This is a genomic window from Spirosoma gilvum (assembly GCF_054776815.1).
The window spans coordinates 32,947-48,294 of the sequence record NZ_BAAHBH010000017.1 but is presented as its reverse complement, the minus strand read 5'-3'; the positions used below and the strand labels follow the sequence as shown (position 1 = coordinate 48,294).

Here is a 15,348-nt window from a genome sequence, read left to right as displayed (position 1 = left end):
AGGGACAGATCCTAAATGGGTCAGTTAATGTCACGTCCGTATGACAGGCCTAATTTCCACTGGCCATTCTCTTTGACGAATAGCTGATTAAATGTCTTGGAAAAGCCATCGCTATAGAATGCTCTTGCACTGACCATCGCTGAATCGACACCTTGATTGTGCTGCGATATCACCTCGACCTTTTTTAATCTTCCAATGCGCGTTTCCCTGGCAAACGTCTGTTCCATAATACCCGGCGTTTTACTGAATTCATGGATAAGCGGTTTAGAACAGTATTTAAAGACAGCCTGATTCAATACTGTTTTATCGCCAAGAAAGTATTTATTAGCCTCCTGGTAAACCGTCAGTAACACCTGCTTTGGCTCCATTGAGGTTGGGCTTAAGGTAGGCAACATGGCTTTATGTTTCTTAGCTGAAACATGTACGATGAGTTCAGCCACCATGACCGAAAACCCCAGTAATGCCAATGCAATAAACGTAATGAGGGGTAACCTGCTCTTTAGAGTGATTTTATTTTCCATGCATTTGGTGTTTGGGTTGAGTCTTTTTCTAACAAAAAAACAGAATCTAAATACGTCTCATCGGCATAGATGAGCACACCCTTAACTCGTACCCGACTCGAATCTTTTCCGTAGTCAGCCCGGTAAAAGTTGAACTTCCTGTACTGATAATTTTTGGTCAGCAGGGGTGACAGTTGCAGAAGTGAAGGCGTCGCATCGAATACATACCTGGACGCCAGCTCCCATTTTTGCGCATTAATGCAGCTCAGGTAAACTTCACAAATATGCTCAGGTGTATTCGGATTAGACGAGCACCCCATACTCATTAAACTGATGAGCAGAATAGACAGACAGGGTTTCATAACTTAATGGCTGCTAAGGCATACCGTTGGAAACTTCGTTCTCGCGCCCCATCGACATATTTTTGTTCAGCAGTCCGCTGAACCGCTTCAAACATTAATTCGTCGCCCTTCTGACGGAGCTCAGCCGCTTTTACGTAAAGATCGATGGCCCCTTTTTGATTGGCGATCCGTTCACCGGTCGTCATGCGAAGACTGGTTGCGGCCGAAGATGTACCAAAGGCCGCAGCGCCGGTCGATGGATCTTGCGAAAAAGCTCCATAATTCACGCCTGAACTTCCTTGAAAGGAAGCCATCGCCGTTTTAAGAGCATCAGCCTGCGCACGGGCAATCATATTCTGGACCTGGAGTTCCATCATTTTTTGGTCAGGTCCTTTAAACAAATCGCCAATCGCCTGTAGAAGCCCCCCCGTTCCTGTCCCTCCTGATTGAAGTTGTAGCATATTCTGCATCGCACCATCATTCCAGGTATTGTCAAATGAAAAAGGATCATTGAAGACATCGCCATTCGCTAAGGAGCCGGTGCTAAAAAGGCCTTTATTGGCGACCATCAGGGGCGTACCTTTGATGTCACCTTTTACGGCCAGATTCATAGCGAAAGCTTTTTTCTCGATCTCCTCGGCCATTTTATAATAGACGAGCGCCTGCTGGATCTTGCGTTTCTGCATAACGGTCTGTAGGCCATAGGTCCGATTCAGCGTATTACGCTTTACTTCAAAATATTCCCCCAAATCCGCGACCTCAGCCTGACTTTCGGCGGTTCTACCCGTTTGGATGTAATCGTACAATTTCATGCCATCTGTTTCCTTCAAGTCCTGATTACTTTGAACAATACTGAAAATATAGGCCTGATCCCATAAAAGCGGCTGGATGTATTCATTGTAAGGAACCTTTGAATACCCACCGAAGGTATCCAGTTTGCCAACGTCCGAAAATTTATTGAATCGGGCAGCAATGTTGAGAAACTCGTCTGCTGTCCGTAACAGGTTTTCAATTTCAATCTCTGTTTCAAGCAAGGCACTGGTATTCTGTCGGGTACCATTGTTAATGGTATTCCCTTTTTGTAATTCACCAAGTTGTTTTTTTGCCTTATCAACCAGATTCTTAAGTTCAATTAATCGTTGAATGGCTGTCACGTCGATGGCGATTTGCGCGTTGACGGATCTGGTGATCAACATGCAGAAAGAAAGTACACCTGCTAAAATGATTTTCCGTTTCATGATCTTGATTTCTATTTAGTTGATTTGAAAAAAACCTGGTAGCCATCCTGAATTTCTACCTGTTGTATTGAGCGTTGGCGGCTGCCAGATGTAACGGCGTTGGCAATTCCACGAGCTGCTGAAGACCCAAGCGAACCTACTACACCCAACGCCGAACTATAGGGTATATACGTCGAAGCGCTACTGACAGCATCGTTAACAGTTGAGCCGCCGACCTGACGCATATTGTCATTGACATAATCATAATTGTAGGTAATACCTGTCTGATAATCGGTATCAACACACATCAAATCAACGGGTAACTTCTGACCCGCTATCATACGGGCCGGTACCTGAAATTGAATTCGCCCGGAGCCTAAGTAAGCCACCGCCGTTAAAATGGTATTACGGGGTATATATACACTTTGAAAGGTTACAGCTTCCGTGGTACGAAAGCGAACTTTTCCGCCCGTTCGTATCATTTGCTTGCCGTAAACAGCCGCAGGAATATAGCGTACTCCGTCAACCTCTTTGCTGGAGCTGACCACCGATGGTGTAGCTGAAGGACGCGATTCAGAAGCAGTAACTGATTCTGCCGAGGTGACATGAACTGTATTAAACGGATCGTCATTCAGGGCAACATCCCTTGACTGTTGGCGCTTAGGATAATGTTTTCGAGCAGCTATTCTTACTTTAGAAGGAGTGGCTACTGATGAATCTTTTTTGATTGCCTGAACAGGGATGGGCAGAGTTGTCTTTAGTTGAGCTGTATCAAGGAGTTTTTTCGACGGGAGTTGACCGACCGGTTTGTAATTCCATTTACGGGCTATATAGTTTACATCAGGATTTGCTGATTGCCCATTCAGGTTGTTGTTATTGATTTCAGCCTCAACGGAACTAACCATACTCGATTTTCCTGTACTGGTTTTTACGGTTTTATACAGATTTGGGTCATCTGGAGTTACTCGCAGTCCTCTTAGCCCCAAACTGACCGTTCGTAAACCGAACAAAGCACCGGCGATTAAAACGAGTGCCAACAGGATAAGCAAGGTCATCTTGTTTTTTGCCGCTATTGCGCGGGCCTTTTGAACCCGTTGGTCCGGATAATCCCCTAACGAGCTATCTGCCGTTGGAGGATTCGGTTTCATCTCGGGTCGTTTTCGAATCCCCAGAATGCCTAATAGTTTGGCTTGGAGTGTCATATTGGAAACAGGTTGGAGTTACAACAAGGGGGCTTTCATGATTTTTTGAGCAGGTACTTCCAGAGTGACGACCCTGGCACCTACTTTTTCCCGGAAGATGATTTCCAGATAGCCATCTTCCGTGGTGGAGTAGAGCGGAAGGGAATAATAAAACGCTTCCGTCCGCCCCGCTTCAATTCGGGCGGGTTCTAGCCGATCATCCGGTTTCATTTCCTCAAATTGTGGAGCGACCTTGTTGCGCAGTCGACGGGGTAATTTTTCCTTGTAGGTGAACGAAACGATGTCCAGTACGTAGGCAACTGTGGTCGTATTGTGAAAAGCAATCTTTAAATAGGTGCGTTCGGCATCGTTAAAAAGCTGTACACATTCCAGATCAATCCCGTCCTTCTCTTCCCGAATATGGGTATTTGGCTTGATTACCTTCATCCGGGTAAGCTTCGAACTCGCCGGAGCTACCGTTGATGAAAGCTGATTAGACCTGGTATTTCCCTCATCCAATACCCGGTAATCATAAAAGCTTTTTGATGGGTTTCGCTCGTATCGAATGTAACCGGTAAACAGCTTGGACCCCGCTTGAATTAATAAGGTAGTCGGTGTCGCATTGGGCGCTAACGCTTTTAAAAAAAGCATACGTTCGTTTTCCACCTTACCCACGTAGGCTTTCGTTCCCAGGTTTACCAAGCTAATTGGCTCGTCAAAAATGACGTAGCTCGTTCCTTCGACAGAGACAGTGATCGTGTCTAAATGCTGCGCTGTGGCCGGAAGCAGGATGGACCAAAACGCCAGTGTCCATAGGATATTCATCAGGGTTCTCGTTTTGGGTTGTATTCAATGAAATTGAACTCTTTAATCTGTAATCCGAATGGATTATCCTCGGAGCGGTACGTCTGAATCAGATTGAACTTGGCTGCGATCGGGACGTATTGAACTTCGTCGGGATAAAGTACCTTCTGCTGCGTGTAGACAATACCCGTATACGGTTGGGAGGACACATTGACTGTGACGCTATCAATTTGCAGTTCCGTTCGAATCGAATAACGGTTATAATTCTCCAGGACTTTGCCTTCCCGAAACGTCTGATAAATGGCTAATCCATCCTGCCGGTTAATTAGCTTAAAGGCCAGATCGATGCGGTCTTTAAAGGTTTCCGCATCATGGCTGAACATCAGGCGCATAAAGTTTTTTATGTGATTTCGGGCTTCATACACCGAAGGAGTAGCGGTGGGCGATTCAACCGCAGCCGTCGTACCTTTATCTGAAACGACGTATACTGTTTGGCGAGCTTCCTTTAAACTAGTCGAATAGGTCCATCCCCAAAAGGCATTGGAAATAAATAAAAGTAAGACTGTAACGATTGTAATCCATTTCAGAGCCGTAAATGCCTTACTAAAATTGACGGCCACACCGAGTTTATTCGTTTCTGTTACCATGATTGCTCGTTTAGGCTGTTTGATCACTGCTTTCTAGCATTTTTTGGCGTTCACGCTGCTGCTGTTTTCGTTTGTCACGATCCTGACGATAATCATTCAGAGCTTTGTTGGCCGCTCCACCCGCCATCATGGCCGCTGAACCCGCAGCACCCTGTGCTGCACGTAGAAATGACGCTGATGCCGCACTGCCAATAAAGAAGGAGGTTAACAGGGGGACACTTAAGTACATGAGAATAACAGCTCCATTAATGACTAAGACGTCAAGGACGGCTGAGGCTTCGGAGAGCGTTGTTCCTGTTGGAATATCGAATTCCTGAATAAAACCGGCCATGATGGCATCCAGAATGGACAGGGTTAAACCCCAAAGTGATGTAGAGATAAAGATGCGCAGCCAGTGGCCAATGGTTCCACCAAAGCCTGGAATAGTGGCTATGGTAAAGGCAACCGGCCCACAGGCTAAGGTAAAGGCCAAGAGCATACTTTTTATCCGCTCAACAAACAGCCGGACTATCATCGCTAAGCCATTTTCAACGGCCAGAATCAACCAGGTAAAAAACGACGTGGCATCGTCGAAGGGCACTTTGACGTTCGGAAAGGAAAATTCAGACGTATGTTTCTTTAAATAACCCGTCTCTGAGAGTGTGTTTAAAGACTTTAAAATATCTGTACTGCTATCAATTCCTGTTAAGCTTGTGAACCACAGGGTAGCGTCATAAATGGCATAAACTAAAGGGGAGTAAGCGGCCAGGCAAATCCATATGGCTATCACTTTGATGATAGCTGATGGATCAAACCGCATATCGCCAAAATACATTTTGGCCAGCGAAATCACCACGTGTAGAAAGAGCATGAGTGGAATGAACGTAAGGCATTTCGTAGCCATCCCGTCAATAATTTTCTGAGCCGCGCGAAAGAAAATTTCGCCTATGTTGTAGGAAGCCTGAAGCAGAATTAATCCGGCCATGTTCATAGTTTTCCCGTTTTTTTAAGTTCGACAAATTGTTGGATAGCCGCGTAAATGTCCCCGTATTCAGCTGTGAGCTGTCGCAATGTTTCTCGTTCCTGGGGCTTTGAGGTGGAAACGGCCTGGACGGCAAATGGAGCTTCTAAGCGGAATACCTTACCGTATTCACCTTGCTTTAAAAAGATTTCCCGGTAGTGCTTGTCAAGTTGTAGCGAGAGCACTTTATCTTTTTCGTGCTGGGTGAAGGCCAGCTCTTTGGAAAGCACATCAATTTCTTCCGTATCGGTGTGGCGTAGAATGTATTTGGTCGATGCATTTACTTTGATGGCCTTACCGATCGGAGAGGTGATGATTTCATTAATACCCTGGGTAATAATGGTCATACTGCCGTTGTTCTTCCGAATCGTGCGGTACATCAATTCAATAAAGTCGGTCATGGTGTCCGAAAGCATTGACCAAGCTTCGTCCATATAGATCCATTTATTGATTTTGGGATAGCGTGCTAGCTGATCGGCAGCTAATTCGGTAATGAGCATGCCCACAACGGGGTAAAGAATAGGGTTCGTTTTGATTTTTTTCATGTCGAAAATAATCAGCTTCTGTTCCGCTAAATCCTCGTACTCATCCGAGTTTAAGACCTCCTTATAGTGCCCGATGGCGAAGGGTTTTAGGCACAATAAGAACTCGTCAAAATGAAAAGATCCGGCCTGCTTCTGATACTCCCGATCCGCACTGCTTGAATCCATATAGTCTATTATGTATTCATAAAAGCCTGCTAAAGAAGGTACCGTAATCGCTGAATCTGTAGCTAAGGACTGCTTGTTGTAGTGTACGTAATAGAGTAAAAGCAACTCGTTTAGGACAGACCGTTCTGACTGCCGAACGGTGCCGTTCTGCCCTTTCCAAATAACAGTTAATAAATTCGTTAGAAAATTATTTTTATCGCCATTCAGAACGAACGTTCCATCTGGATTTCGCTCCACTAAAAAGGGGTTGAATTTTAGCGGTCGCTCGGGGTCGTACTCAAAATATTTGCCGCCGAGCGCAATAGATGCACTGAGGTAGGTGCCGCCCACATCAATGATGATTTGTGGTTCGCCCCGGTCAAATCGTTGCAGGATAAACCAGGCCATCGTAAAGGATTTACCACTCCCCGTCGGCCCGATTACCAGGGCATTTTGATTCTCTAATTCGGTATTAAACAGATTGACTAAAACTGGAACCCCAAAGCGATCACACAGTAAATCACCTTTCACATCCGAAGTGTATTTGGTCAAAAAATTTAGATAGGCGGCCCCATTATCGCCCGTCATCGTCAGCCACCGGTAGTTTTGGTCGGAGTTGCCGGGTGCGTTGGCAATGAATAGATTAGCCGTATCCATGCTTTCAATAAAACAGTCCGATGAACCCATTTCCCGGAAAGCAGCCACGGTACGCTGGATATGACGTTCCAGCTCTGAGGTGTTTCCCCCATAGAGAATGACGCTAACGGAAGTCGAAACAATGTTTTTATTTTCACTACGGACTTCTTCAGTAAAGTCAAGGATTTCTTCCCGCTTGATTCGATTATCCTGCGTCATCATAAAGTCGAGGTTCTGAATGACCTTTGCCGTTGTGTCCATGTCGGATAAGATCTTTTCTTTATTCATGATCTTTATCGACACGCTTAGTACATGCGGGAAGTAGAGGTAATTGGTCAGTGGATACAACCAGGGCGACATTATGTTTCTGGCATTGCGCGCGAAGGGCTCCAGCGGACTACCCTGACCAGACATCGTGATCACATTCACCCGCTTTTCACCAATGGCCGCATGGGTTGAAGAAGGGGAGAACGTTCTTAACGCATCGGTTGGCTGATAATCCTTGTCAAACTCCAGGTTATAATATTGCAGATAGAGGTTTTGCAAACCTTCATCATCCAGGCGATTGAACGAAATACCATCAAACGAAGCCAGCGTGGTCGTAAAATCGGCCGCTACCTGCTCAATTGCAGCTTGTCGGTCCTCAATTCGGTCAAACGGATTTTTCGTTAAACTCCGACCTAGGGCAAATAAGGTGTTGGCTGCATTGCGATCCCGTTCGAGTTCGGGTCCTATGCTGATCAGCAGATAGCCATCATGGAGTAATAGTTGTCGTTCGGAAAAATGCTCGATGGTTCGGCGCTGAAAGTAGGTTTTGTCACGGGTTGAAACCTGATACTCCTTGAAATAATAGGCGTCAAGCTTTTGAACAATAGTTCCTTCTGGTAGTACTTTCAATGCGCCGAAAAGAAGGGTATTCAAATAATCGTACTGCTTAGCGGACAGCTTTTCGGCCTCAATACCATTGACTGAAAATCCAACTGCCACCCGGCCATCTTTTAAAATAAGTTGGTTCGATTCTACCGAAAAGATGGGTATAATCTCATCAACTGTTTTTGTGTTGTTGTCGACGCTGAACATGGGGTTGGTTGCGTTTATCAAGGAAACTTAACTTTTTCATCCAAATCCGTCTGGGCTGAAAGAAGTGATAGGAGAGCAAACTGACGATGTATGAAGGGTGCTTGTTTTTTAGCCCATAGCGGACAATTCCTATGTATATGCCCATAGCTACAATGCCCGCAATGTTATACCAGACCGATATGGGAATAAACATGCGGAGGATGCCAATAAAGATCATGATCCCAAAAAATAAGGCCAGTGTGACGCCTAAATCGCGGATTTCAATGCCAAGAATCAGCGTCTTTTGTTCCAGTGATTTCCGTACTTCCATCGCTAGCTTATCTAGGCTCAAAACCACCTGCTGAACTGCCCCCAACCGATGAGGTGATATCTTCTACAATGGTGTTAAAGCCGTACCAGAGAATTGCTCCTACGACAAGCATTAGTAAGTTTCGGGCCGCATTGGGGGAGTTGGAAATAAAACCCGCTACGGTTCGAATCAGGCCGACTACCATGAGTATGATAAAAAGTGCATTGGCTGCCGTTTGGATAATCTTGGCAATGTTTTTTACCGAACCCGATACTCCTGACTGTGCGTAAGCCTCGGGACCCAGGATAATCAGCCCAAAGGCAATGATAAAAAAGGCTACCGATCGCGTTACTTGCTGCGTACTTCTTTGTTCTGAGAGTAACATAACGTGTTGTGTTTCAGGTGAATTAATTGATTAAGAAATCGAATGAAATTTTTATTTGGCTGATATTCAGTGATTAATAGTAAGGATCTGCATCAATGGTTAGGGCCGAACTGGCTTTTTTGTTATCCCTAGACGAGTGATAAAAGCCCTTGAATTTTTCGATGAGATATAGCTGAGTAAGTGGCCGGAAACTGAAAGGAAAAGGGCGGTAAACAGCACTGTACATACGCTGTCGATCAAAGCATCACCCATTGATTCTAGCACATCTATATAGGTGCTTTGCCATAGGAATCGATTGAGTAGGGGGCAGCTTGTTAGCCTTTTAGCATTCAGGATAAATAAACGGAGCATCATGCGTTTAGCTATGGTTTAGAGTTAGGATTGCGTTGTCTCCTTACGCTTGGGGCCAAAGTTTTTTAGGTTGGCCCTAAGTTTTTTTGCTTTCTCTTCGTCAAACTGACTTACCCCTTTTAGGGCCGTATTGATGGTTGCCAGCGGGCCTGATTCAATGGACTTTGCGGGTTGATTGACTCCAGTATATCCAGCGTCGTGGGCGTGTGAATTGGACTGCGGTTCTTCTTTTTTTACCCCGCCGTTTTGGAACTTGCCGGTGATTGACGTGGCTACAGGTTCCTGCTTTGATAAAGCCTGGGTTTTCGCGCTTGGGTCATGTTCGTTATTTTTATCGGGTTGAAAGCGGTTAATCACTCGTTTACTGCCTTCATTGTAGGCCAGCGCGGAAACGTGCAGTAACTGCTTTTCACGCAAGCCGGTAATTTGGTATAGGCTACCACGCTGGCTGGTTGCCTGTAAATAGCTTGTCTGATTTCCTTTAAGAAGAGCCCAGGCGATGCCTGTGAACCAGAGTATAGCCCAAAAAACACCAAACCCGTCGTAAGGATCTCCAATTGAAAAACTATAAAGATTGTGGAAGAAATTTATACCAAAATAAAAATAGAAAATGACTGGTATAGTTGCGATGGCAACAGGCCAATAAACTCCTATTTTATTCTTTATAGTCATATTAAATATTATATTAATACAATTAAACTGAAATTTTTGACATATTTAGCCCATTCTTTAGCAAGTATAGCAAAAACTTCCTTAGAATTGTATGCTACTTTTTTATACCATAATAAAAATATTTTTTTACTTTAAAAATGGTAGAAAAAAGTAGCATTATTAAATGTTCCTACATTAATCCTAAGTAAGCTGTATGACGACCTTTGATGAGTATAAGAAGCGAATAGACCTGAGCGAATATGCCCAGCGTCAGGGATGGGAGATTGACCGTGATAAATCAACGAACTCGGCAACGGTCCTGGATAAAAAGGTTCTCGGCGAGACGCAGGATACGATTGTTGTGTATAAAGGAAAAGATCATGATTACTTTTATACACCCAACCACGACCGGGAGAAAGGAGACGTTATTAGCTTTGAGCGGATTAAAAATGGAACGGATTGGAAGGAAATAAATGACAAATTAGCCCGCTATGTGGGAGATGTCGATCAGCAGCGCATAGTACCTCAAGTAGTGAATACGCATTCGCATAACCAGGCTTTTCAGCATAACTTCAAGTTCCAGACGATCACGGAGACGGACTATCTGGAAAGTCGAGGGATAAGTAAAGCCACTATTTATGCTGAGGAGTTTAAGGACCGGATTTTTAACAAGGAATTTAGTTACAAAGAGTTTTTGGAGCGGGGCGTCAATCAGCTAAGTAAGTTGACACCAATACCAGAGGCTGAGAAAAAAGCCATTCAAGAAATTGGCCTGGAGAAATACTATTCAAAACCATTTTTTGACCAGCTTAAAACGATCCAGGGCCACGTAAAAGACACCGGCCAGTTGCCCGACAACTATTTAGAATCGTTGCGGAATACGTATGGTTATAAAGCACCGGAAGGTGCTACTGACCGAGTAATCGTGAATACATCGTTCCCCTTACGGAATGAAGAGCATGTTATTGCGGCCATCAATCGAAACAGTGAATATAACCGTATTGAGCAGTCGAAAGAAAACGCAGTGTGGTCATCCAGGACAGATTATGACAAAAGACCGGTTAACACAGTAGTCATTCATGAAAGCCCAATAGATTCACTGTCTTACCACCAACTAAATCCACCCGCAGCAGATGAAAAACGATTGTATATCGCTACCGCCGGTAATATTTCCAGAGAGCAACCGGTGCTCATTGAAAAGCTGGTGAAGGAAAGCCAAGCCGACAAACTGATTCTGGCGAATGATAATGATCCGGGGGGGATCAGACAGAATATAAACCTGGCCGGTCGATTGAATATGTCACCGGAAAGCGAAAGCATCCATGCTCAGCTAAATGTGCATGAACGAACAGACGGCCGATTGCTGATCACGCTTGTTCATCAGAATCAGCAGGAAGGACAGCAGCGACTCACCCAACTGGCGGAACGGTTCACAACGGCCATTAATAAAACGATTCCAGAGGGTGCTGAGAAAGAAGCCAAAGCCACAATCATTCAAAATGGTACACGTTCCTCCGAGCTGGAGATAGCTTTTACTGCCAACCGTGAAAATCTAATTCGAGTGGAAAAGGCCTTACTTCAGGAACGTGGTCTTACCAATTACATGCAAGTCCAGCGGCCTACTGAAAAGGACTATAATGAAGATTTAAAGCGGGCTACCCCATTCATTGTAGCCTACCAGGAACCTAATGGACGGGAGAATATTGCCGGGCGCTATAAGAAAGAAGTAGAAGCTTATGCCGCAGTTGCTGAAAAAGCCCAGGAAAAGCCGCAAACTCAGGTGTCAGCCTATATGGAAATCAAAACACCAGAGGGGGCCAAAAAAGTAGAATTAGCCCATTATGATCAGGAGAGTCAAAAAGTGGTTGCTACGCCGGAATTTGGCAGGCGAGTGGAAGAGCAGCAGAAACAACAAGAAATTCAAGACCGTACTCAACAAATAACCCTAGCCTCAGCAAAAGCGAATACTGGTGATATTAAAGTGGTTGATGGTGATGGCAATACAGTAGCTAGGACAGAATACACAGTTGAAGTATCGACTAATGGTCAGACAAAACTGCGAAAAGAATCACAGTATGATCAGGATGAATTAACCAGGGAGGGCACCTCAGGTAAAGAATTGCAAACGGCTATGAATAAAGAAGTCGCTAGTGCCACAGGAGCGGGTAAAGGGAATTTGGATGGAGCCGATTTAAAGGATACAAAGCAGGATATAAGCCAGGAGCAGGAAGCCAAACGCGGTCTGTCAATGTAAATCCATTCATCATAGCTCCATGAAAACCACCAATGAAACCATAGTAAATTATGTAAGGCGCAAAGGGCTAAAGCACAAAATAGTTGCTGAATCAATGGACATGAAAGCAACAACCTGGTATAAAAACCGTCAGGTCTGCTGCAAAAATGTATCCATCGAGGAAATTTCCAAATTAGCCCGTTTCTTGAAAATATCGCCTTATAAAGCCTTTGAGCTGACGTATAACCATTTTTATCAAGCCAGAAATCAGCAAGTTAAACCATAAGCTAATTGTACCAAAAAATTGTAGACCCACGGAAACGTGGGTTTTTTATTAATCAGTTAAAACAAGAAAAGAACGACGGGGAAAAAAAGGGGATTATGTTTACATATTTCATAATATGAGTTTATTTAAATTGTAAAATATGAAATAAATGAGTAAATTTACTTCATAGTCAATCAGTTAAAGGGCTAAATACTTAATCTTATGAAAACGAAATTCACCCCTAAATCGACCGTTTCAACCACTGCTAATTCGTCAGAAAGTGTAGATATCTACCAGAAAATCACCAATCTGTTTATTGAAAAAATTGAAGAAGGTGTTAATCCCTGGAACAAAACGTGGTCAACAGCGGGTCTCGCTCCACAAAACTATTTTACCAAAACTACCTATCAGGGGATTAATTTATTCTTGCTGGCATTGACCCCGTATGACGTTCCTTTTTTCTGTACGTTTAATCAGGTCAAAGCGCAGGGCGGTAAGATTCGTGCAGGGGCTAAAAGTTTGCCGGTTGTATATTGGAATGTCGTAGACAGTAAAACCGAAACCGTGACCCGCGATGGGAAGGAGGAACCAAAGAAAAACTCGTTTATTAAATACTATAACGTCTTTAATGTCCGTGATGTAGAGGGAATAGACTTTGTGATTCCTCAGCTTACAGTGGCTCAGCAGAAGAATCGGACCATTGCCGTTTGTGAAAACTTGGTCGCTTCTATGCCGAAGGCACCACTGATCCGCCATACGAATAAAAACGCTGCCTATTACGTACCTTCTGCAGATTACGTGAATATGCCAGACCTGGAGCAGTTTACTTGTTCGGCTGAATACTATAAAGTATTATTTCATGAACTGACCCATGCAACTGGTCATCAAAGCCGATTAAACCGGGAGGGAGTTACCCAGCTTTGTCGCTTTGGATCGACCAACTACAGTAAAGAGGAATTAGTGGCGGAGCTGGGCGCATCGTTTCTATCCACCTTTACCGGGATTGCATCGCCGGAGCTGTTAGATAATGCAGCGGCTTACCTAAAGGGGTGGTTACGCCCCCTGAAAGAGGATAAGAAATTTATCTTTTGGGCCGCTAAGGAAGCGCAGAAGGCCGTTCAATTCATTGCCCCAAACTTGACTGACTGGCAACCTACTGAGGAAGAATAAGCAGCATTAAACGAGCCCGCAATCATCTGAATTGCGGGCTTATCCGTAAAAACCTGTAAAATTGTCCGGCTACGCCGGATTGTTTAGAAACTCATGAAAAAGGAAGCACCTGTTTTTTATCTGGAGAAAACGACCTTTGTAATCAATGGTGTCAGTACCATCGGAGGAAACCAAAGGTTGTTTGTGGATGGCGTCGAAATTCTGCCAGAAAAAAGCCAGAAACTATATAATCACAGCCCCGATGGCTTTAGTTGGGGGTACAGCGGTTCCGGACCTGCTCAGAGCGCGCTGGCGATTTGTTTAGCGATTTTTAAGAACCAGCACGTAGCAGAAGGGCTCTACCAATCCTTTAAAGAAACGTTTGTCAGCCGCTGGCAACCCGTTGGAGCGCCTTTTCAGAAAGAAATCGATATAACGGATTTCCTCATCGATCACCGGGATCGGTTGCAAATTGCTCTAGAAAGGGAACAGAATGATCAGCAATGGTTGGAAGCAGAGATTGAGGAAATCATGTTCCCAATGGTGAAAGATTCAGTTGATGAAAAAAGGCCTGATTTGGCTTTACATCCGATTAGAGTTGAGCAAGTGCAGTCTTTACGATTTTGGCAGGTGGGTGATTTAGTAACCATCATTCACCCAAGTGAAGAAGGTATAAGAGCCTTAGTGTATGAGGTTTATGACCGGCCTGAAGATACTTACGGAATTAGTCTGCTTGCGGAAGATGGTCGTAATCTAGGGGGCTGGGAGCCTGAAACCTGGAAATTTCTGGAATTTAATCAGTCAACTGATTTAGCGTATAGTTTTGAAAATGTAGGTAAACTTAAACGTGATTTTCAAAGGGGTTTATTCACTCCTTATTTTGGTAGGATTTAACATGCGACACCCAATTGAAAAATACAATCAGCAACAAGCTGAAGCTCTAGCAAGTTTACCCGAGGACCAGCGAGACTATATGGCACGAATGTTTAGAATTGGGAATGCGTCCTATGCCTATTATAATCAAGTTAAAGAGCTCACGGTATTTGGTAAGGAGAGTGAAAGTGATCAGCCAAAGGGTGATTTATTGGATTGGTTGGAACAGCATCTCGGTGTATCTGAGGGAGACCGAGTACAGACGGAAAGTCGATCGGCCCGTGAATTGCTGAATGTCTATTTTGAAGAATACTTGGCAGGATTGCCTCACGATGGACTCCGACGAATAGAAAAGGAGGGTGGTCTTGATAAAGCGAAAAATAGCTATCCGTTCCGTCGTTACGTTCTGGAACGACACGACCTGGGTATGGACGAGTTTCTGCGGCAAAATCTGAGCGAAGAAGACTATGCGTTTCATGTAGAATGTGGTAAACCACTGTCCGATGAAACATAAATTACCTTGTCGATTGAATAATATGGCTTGGTCAGAAGCTTCGCAGGTAAACAACGAATAGCATGGAATCTAAAATAATAACTGCCTTTAATGTTTATAAAGGTGCGTTAACTGAACTAGCTAGTACTTTAAAGAGTCGCGTGAAAGCGAGTTCATCGCTGAAGGCCTTAAAAGAGGAGCTAGGCTTAACAGGTAATATGTACTACCAGCGATTGAATTACCCGCAGAATATTCCCGCCAACGAAATTGCTGCCTTCTCAAAGCTGCTTAACGACGATACCCTGATTCAACTTTATGACAAGACTCAGGCATTAGCTCAACAACTTTCCGAGGTAATTGCCGAATATATAAAAGAGGCTGATTTGACTATTACGTTCATCTGCAAAAAGTTAGACACGGATCCTTCAAGTTTTTATCGAAAGCAGAAAGACCCTCGCTTGTGGAGTAAAGAGGAGGTTGAAAAAATCACACAAATTGTAGAAACAATTAAAAACTTGTAAATCAATTTTTCAAGGGCTTTAAACAACTGCGTTAATATGGCAT

The 15,348-nt window shown here is 44.1% G+C and carries 17 protein-coding genes; 6 read left to right on the top strand and 11 right to left on the bottom strand.

Annotated features, from left to right (window positions below; all coding sequences use genetic code 11):
- Positions 1-20 precede the first annotated feature (20 nt).
- From ACYVFD_RS32050 to ACYVFD_RS32000, 11 genes are all read right to left on the bottom strand, one after another.
- The gene (locus ACYVFD_RS32050; protein ID WP_020597326.1) at positions 21-521 is read right to left on the bottom strand and encodes a hypothetical protein; all 501 of its coding nucleotides are present in this window, start codon (positions 519-521) and stop codon (positions 21-23) included.
- A complete protein-coding gene (locus tag ACYVFD_RS32045; RefSeq protein WP_020597327.1) occupies positions 500-862 on the bottom strand; it encodes a hypothetical protein in 363 nt (120 codons plus the stop codon). Before ACYVFD_RS32045 ends, ACYVFD_RS32050 begins: the two co-directional genes overlap by 22 nt.
- Entirely contained in the window at positions 859-2,079 is a 1,221-nt protein-coding gene (locus tag ACYVFD_RS32040) for a hypothetical protein (RefSeq protein ID WP_293691145.1), read from the bottom strand. The genes ACYVFD_RS32045 and ACYVFD_RS32040 overlap by 4 nt, the downstream gene beginning before the upstream one ends.
- Positions 2,080-2,090: 11 nt before the next feature.
- Positions 2,091-3,260, bottom strand: coding sequence for a conjugative transposon protein TraM (traM, locus tag ACYVFD_RS32035; protein ID WP_020597329.1), 1,170 nt, complete (start codon positions 3,258-3,260; stop codon positions 2,091-2,093).
- 18 nt (positions 3,261-3,278) lie between these two features.
- The gene (locus ACYVFD_RS32030) at positions 3,279-4,064 is read right to left on the bottom strand and encodes a DUF4138 domain-containing protein (RefSeq protein WP_293691148.1); all 786 of its coding nucleotides are present in this window, start codon (positions 4,062-4,064) and stop codon (positions 3,279-3,281) included.
- Complete coding sequence (locus ACYVFD_RS32025; RefSeq protein ID WP_020597331.1) at positions 4,064-4,690, bottom strand: hypothetical protein; 627 nt, start codon at positions 4,688-4,690, stop codon at positions 4,064-4,066. Before ACYVFD_RS32025 ends, ACYVFD_RS32030 begins: the two co-directional genes overlap by 1 nt.
- Positions 4,691-4,700: 10 nt before the next feature.
- Positions 4,701-5,654, bottom strand: coding sequence for a hypothetical protein (locus tag ACYVFD_RS32020; RefSeq protein WP_157634686.1), 954 nt, complete (start codon positions 5,652-5,654; stop codon positions 4,701-4,703).
- A gap of 2 nt (positions 5,655-5,656) precedes the next feature.
- Positions 5,657-8,095: a VirB4 family type IV secretion system protein gene (locus tag ACYVFD_RS32015; RefSeq protein WP_020597333.1), complete on the bottom strand. Its 2,439-nt coding sequence runs from the start codon at positions 8,093-8,095 to the stop codon at positions 5,657-5,659.
- The gene (locus ACYVFD_RS32010) at positions 8,061-8,405 is read right to left on the bottom strand and encodes a hypothetical protein (RefSeq protein WP_020597334.1); all 345 of its coding nucleotides are present in this window, start codon (positions 8,403-8,405) and stop codon (positions 8,061-8,063) included. The genes ACYVFD_RS32015 and ACYVFD_RS32010 overlap by 35 nt, the downstream gene beginning before the upstream one ends.
- Positions 8,406-8,412: 7 nt before the next feature.
- A complete protein-coding gene (locus tag ACYVFD_RS32005; protein WP_020597335.1) occupies positions 8,413-8,769 on the bottom strand; it encodes a hypothetical protein in 357 nt (118 codons plus the stop codon).
- A gap of 375 nt (positions 8,770-9,144) precedes the next feature.
- Positions 9,145-9,792 carry a hypothetical protein gene (locus tag ACYVFD_RS32000; protein ID WP_461094677.1) on the bottom strand — a complete coding sequence of 216 codons (648 nt, stop codon included), beginning with the start codon at positions 9,790-9,792 and terminating at the stop codon, positions 9,145-9,147.
- 193 nt (positions 9,793-9,985) lie between these two features.
- On the opposite strand from ACYVFD_RS32000, the gene ACYVFD_RS31995 reads away from it, so the two are divergent.
- From ACYVFD_RS31995 to ACYVFD_RS31970, 6 genes are all read left to right on the top strand, one after another.
- Positions 9,986-12,025 carry a toprim domain-containing protein gene (locus ACYVFD_RS31995; RefSeq protein ID WP_461094676.1) on the top strand — a complete coding sequence of 680 codons (2,040 nt, stop codon included), beginning with the start codon at positions 9,986-9,988 and terminating at the stop codon, positions 12,023-12,025.
- Positions 12,026-12,044: 19 nt separating this feature from the next.
- Complete coding sequence (locus tag ACYVFD_RS31990; protein WP_020597339.1) at positions 12,045-12,290, top strand: hypothetical protein; 246 nt, start codon at positions 12,045-12,047, stop codon at positions 12,288-12,290.
- A 201-nt stretch (positions 12,291-12,491) separates the two neighbouring features.
- Positions 12,492-13,439, top strand: a complete 948-nt coding sequence (locus ACYVFD_RS31985; RefSeq protein ID WP_020597340.1) for an ArdC family protein — start codon at positions 12,492-12,494, stop codon at positions 13,437-13,439.
- A 93-nt stretch (positions 13,440-13,532) separates the two neighbouring features.
- On the top strand, positions 13,533-14,312 hold the full coding sequence (locus tag ACYVFD_RS31980; protein WP_020597341.1) for a DUF6166 domain-containing protein: 780 nt from the start codon (positions 13,533-13,535) through the stop codon (positions 14,310-14,312).
- A gap of 88 nt (positions 14,313-14,400) precedes the next feature.
- Positions 14,401-14,805, top strand: a complete 405-nt coding sequence (locus tag ACYVFD_RS31975) for a hypothetical protein (protein ID WP_461094675.1) — start codon at positions 14,401-14,403, stop codon at positions 14,803-14,805.
- A 62-nt stretch (positions 14,806-14,867) separates the two neighbouring features.
- Positions 14,868-15,305 (top strand): hypothetical protein, encoded by a 438-nt coding sequence (locus ACYVFD_RS31970; protein WP_020597343.1) that lies wholly within the window; start codon positions 14,868-14,870, stop codon positions 15,303-15,305.
- Positions 15,306-15,348: the final 43 nt, after the last annotated feature.

What these genes read in the sequence shown, in the direction of transcription:
- ACYVFD_RS32050 (WP_020597326.1), bottom strand. Translation starts at nt 521, where the DNA reads ATGGAAAATAAAATCACTCTAAAGAGCAGGTTACCCCTCATTACGTTT.
- ACYVFD_RS32045 (WP_020597327.1), bottom strand. Translation starts at nt 862, where the DNA reads ATGAAACCCTGTCTGTCTATTCTGCTCATCAGTTTAATGAGTATGGGG.
- ACYVFD_RS32040 (WP_293691145.1), bottom strand. Translation starts at nt 2,079, where the DNA reads ATGAAACGGAAAATCATTTTAGCAGGTGTACTTTCTTTCTGCATGTTG.
- traM (WP_020597329.1), bottom strand. Translation starts at nt 3,260, where the DNA reads ATGACACTCCAAGCCAAACTATTAGGCATTCTGGGGATTCGAAAACGA.
- ACYVFD_RS32030 (WP_293691148.1), bottom strand. Translation starts at nt 4,064, where the DNA reads ATGAATATCCTATGGACACTGGCGTTTTGGTCCATCCTGCTTCCGGCC.
- ACYVFD_RS32025 (WP_020597331.1), bottom strand. Translation starts at nt 4,690, where the DNA reads ATGGTAACAGAAACGAATAAACTCGGTGTGGCCGTCAATTTTAGTAAG.
- ACYVFD_RS32020 (WP_157634686.1), bottom strand. Translation starts at nt 5,654, where the DNA reads ATGGCCGGATTAATTCTGCTTCAGGCTTCCTACAACATAGGCGAAATT.
- ACYVFD_RS32015 (WP_020597333.1), bottom strand. Translation starts at nt 8,095, where the DNA reads ATGTTCAGCGTCGACAACAACACAAAAACAGTTGATGAGATTATACCC.
- ACYVFD_RS32010 (WP_020597334.1), bottom strand. Translation starts at nt 8,405, where the DNA reads ATGGAAGTACGGAAATCACTGGAACAAAAGACGCTGATTCTTGGCATT.
- ACYVFD_RS32005 (WP_020597335.1), bottom strand. Translation starts at nt 8,769, where the DNA reads ATGTTACTCTCAGAACAAAGAAGTACGCAGCAAGTAACGCGATCGGTA.
- ACYVFD_RS32000 (WP_461094677.1), bottom strand. Translation starts at nt 9,792, where the DNA reads ATGACTATAAAGAATAAAATAGGAGTTTATTGGCCTGTTGCCATCGCA.
- ACYVFD_RS31995 (WP_461094676.1), top strand. Translation starts at nt 9,986, where the DNA reads ATGACGACCTTTGATGAGTATAAGAAGCGAATAGACCTGAGCGAATAT.
- ACYVFD_RS31990 (WP_020597339.1), top strand. Translation starts at nt 12,045, where the DNA reads ATGAAAACCACCAATGAAACCATAGTAAATTATGTAAGGCGCAAAGGG.
- ACYVFD_RS31985 (WP_020597340.1), top strand. Translation starts at nt 12,492, where the DNA reads ATGAAAACGAAATTCACCCCTAAATCGACCGTTTCAACCACTGCTAAT.
- ACYVFD_RS31980 (WP_020597341.1), top strand. Translation starts at nt 13,533, where the DNA reads ATGAAAAAGGAAGCACCTGTTTTTTATCTGGAGAAAACGACCTTTGTA.
- ACYVFD_RS31975 (WP_461094675.1), top strand. Translation starts at nt 14,401, where the DNA reads ATGTTTAGAATTGGGAATGCGTCCTATGCCTATTATAATCAAGTTAAA.
- ACYVFD_RS31970 (WP_020597343.1), top strand. Translation starts at nt 14,868, where the DNA reads ATGGAATCTAAAATAATAACTGCCTTTAATGTTTATAAAGGTGCGTTA.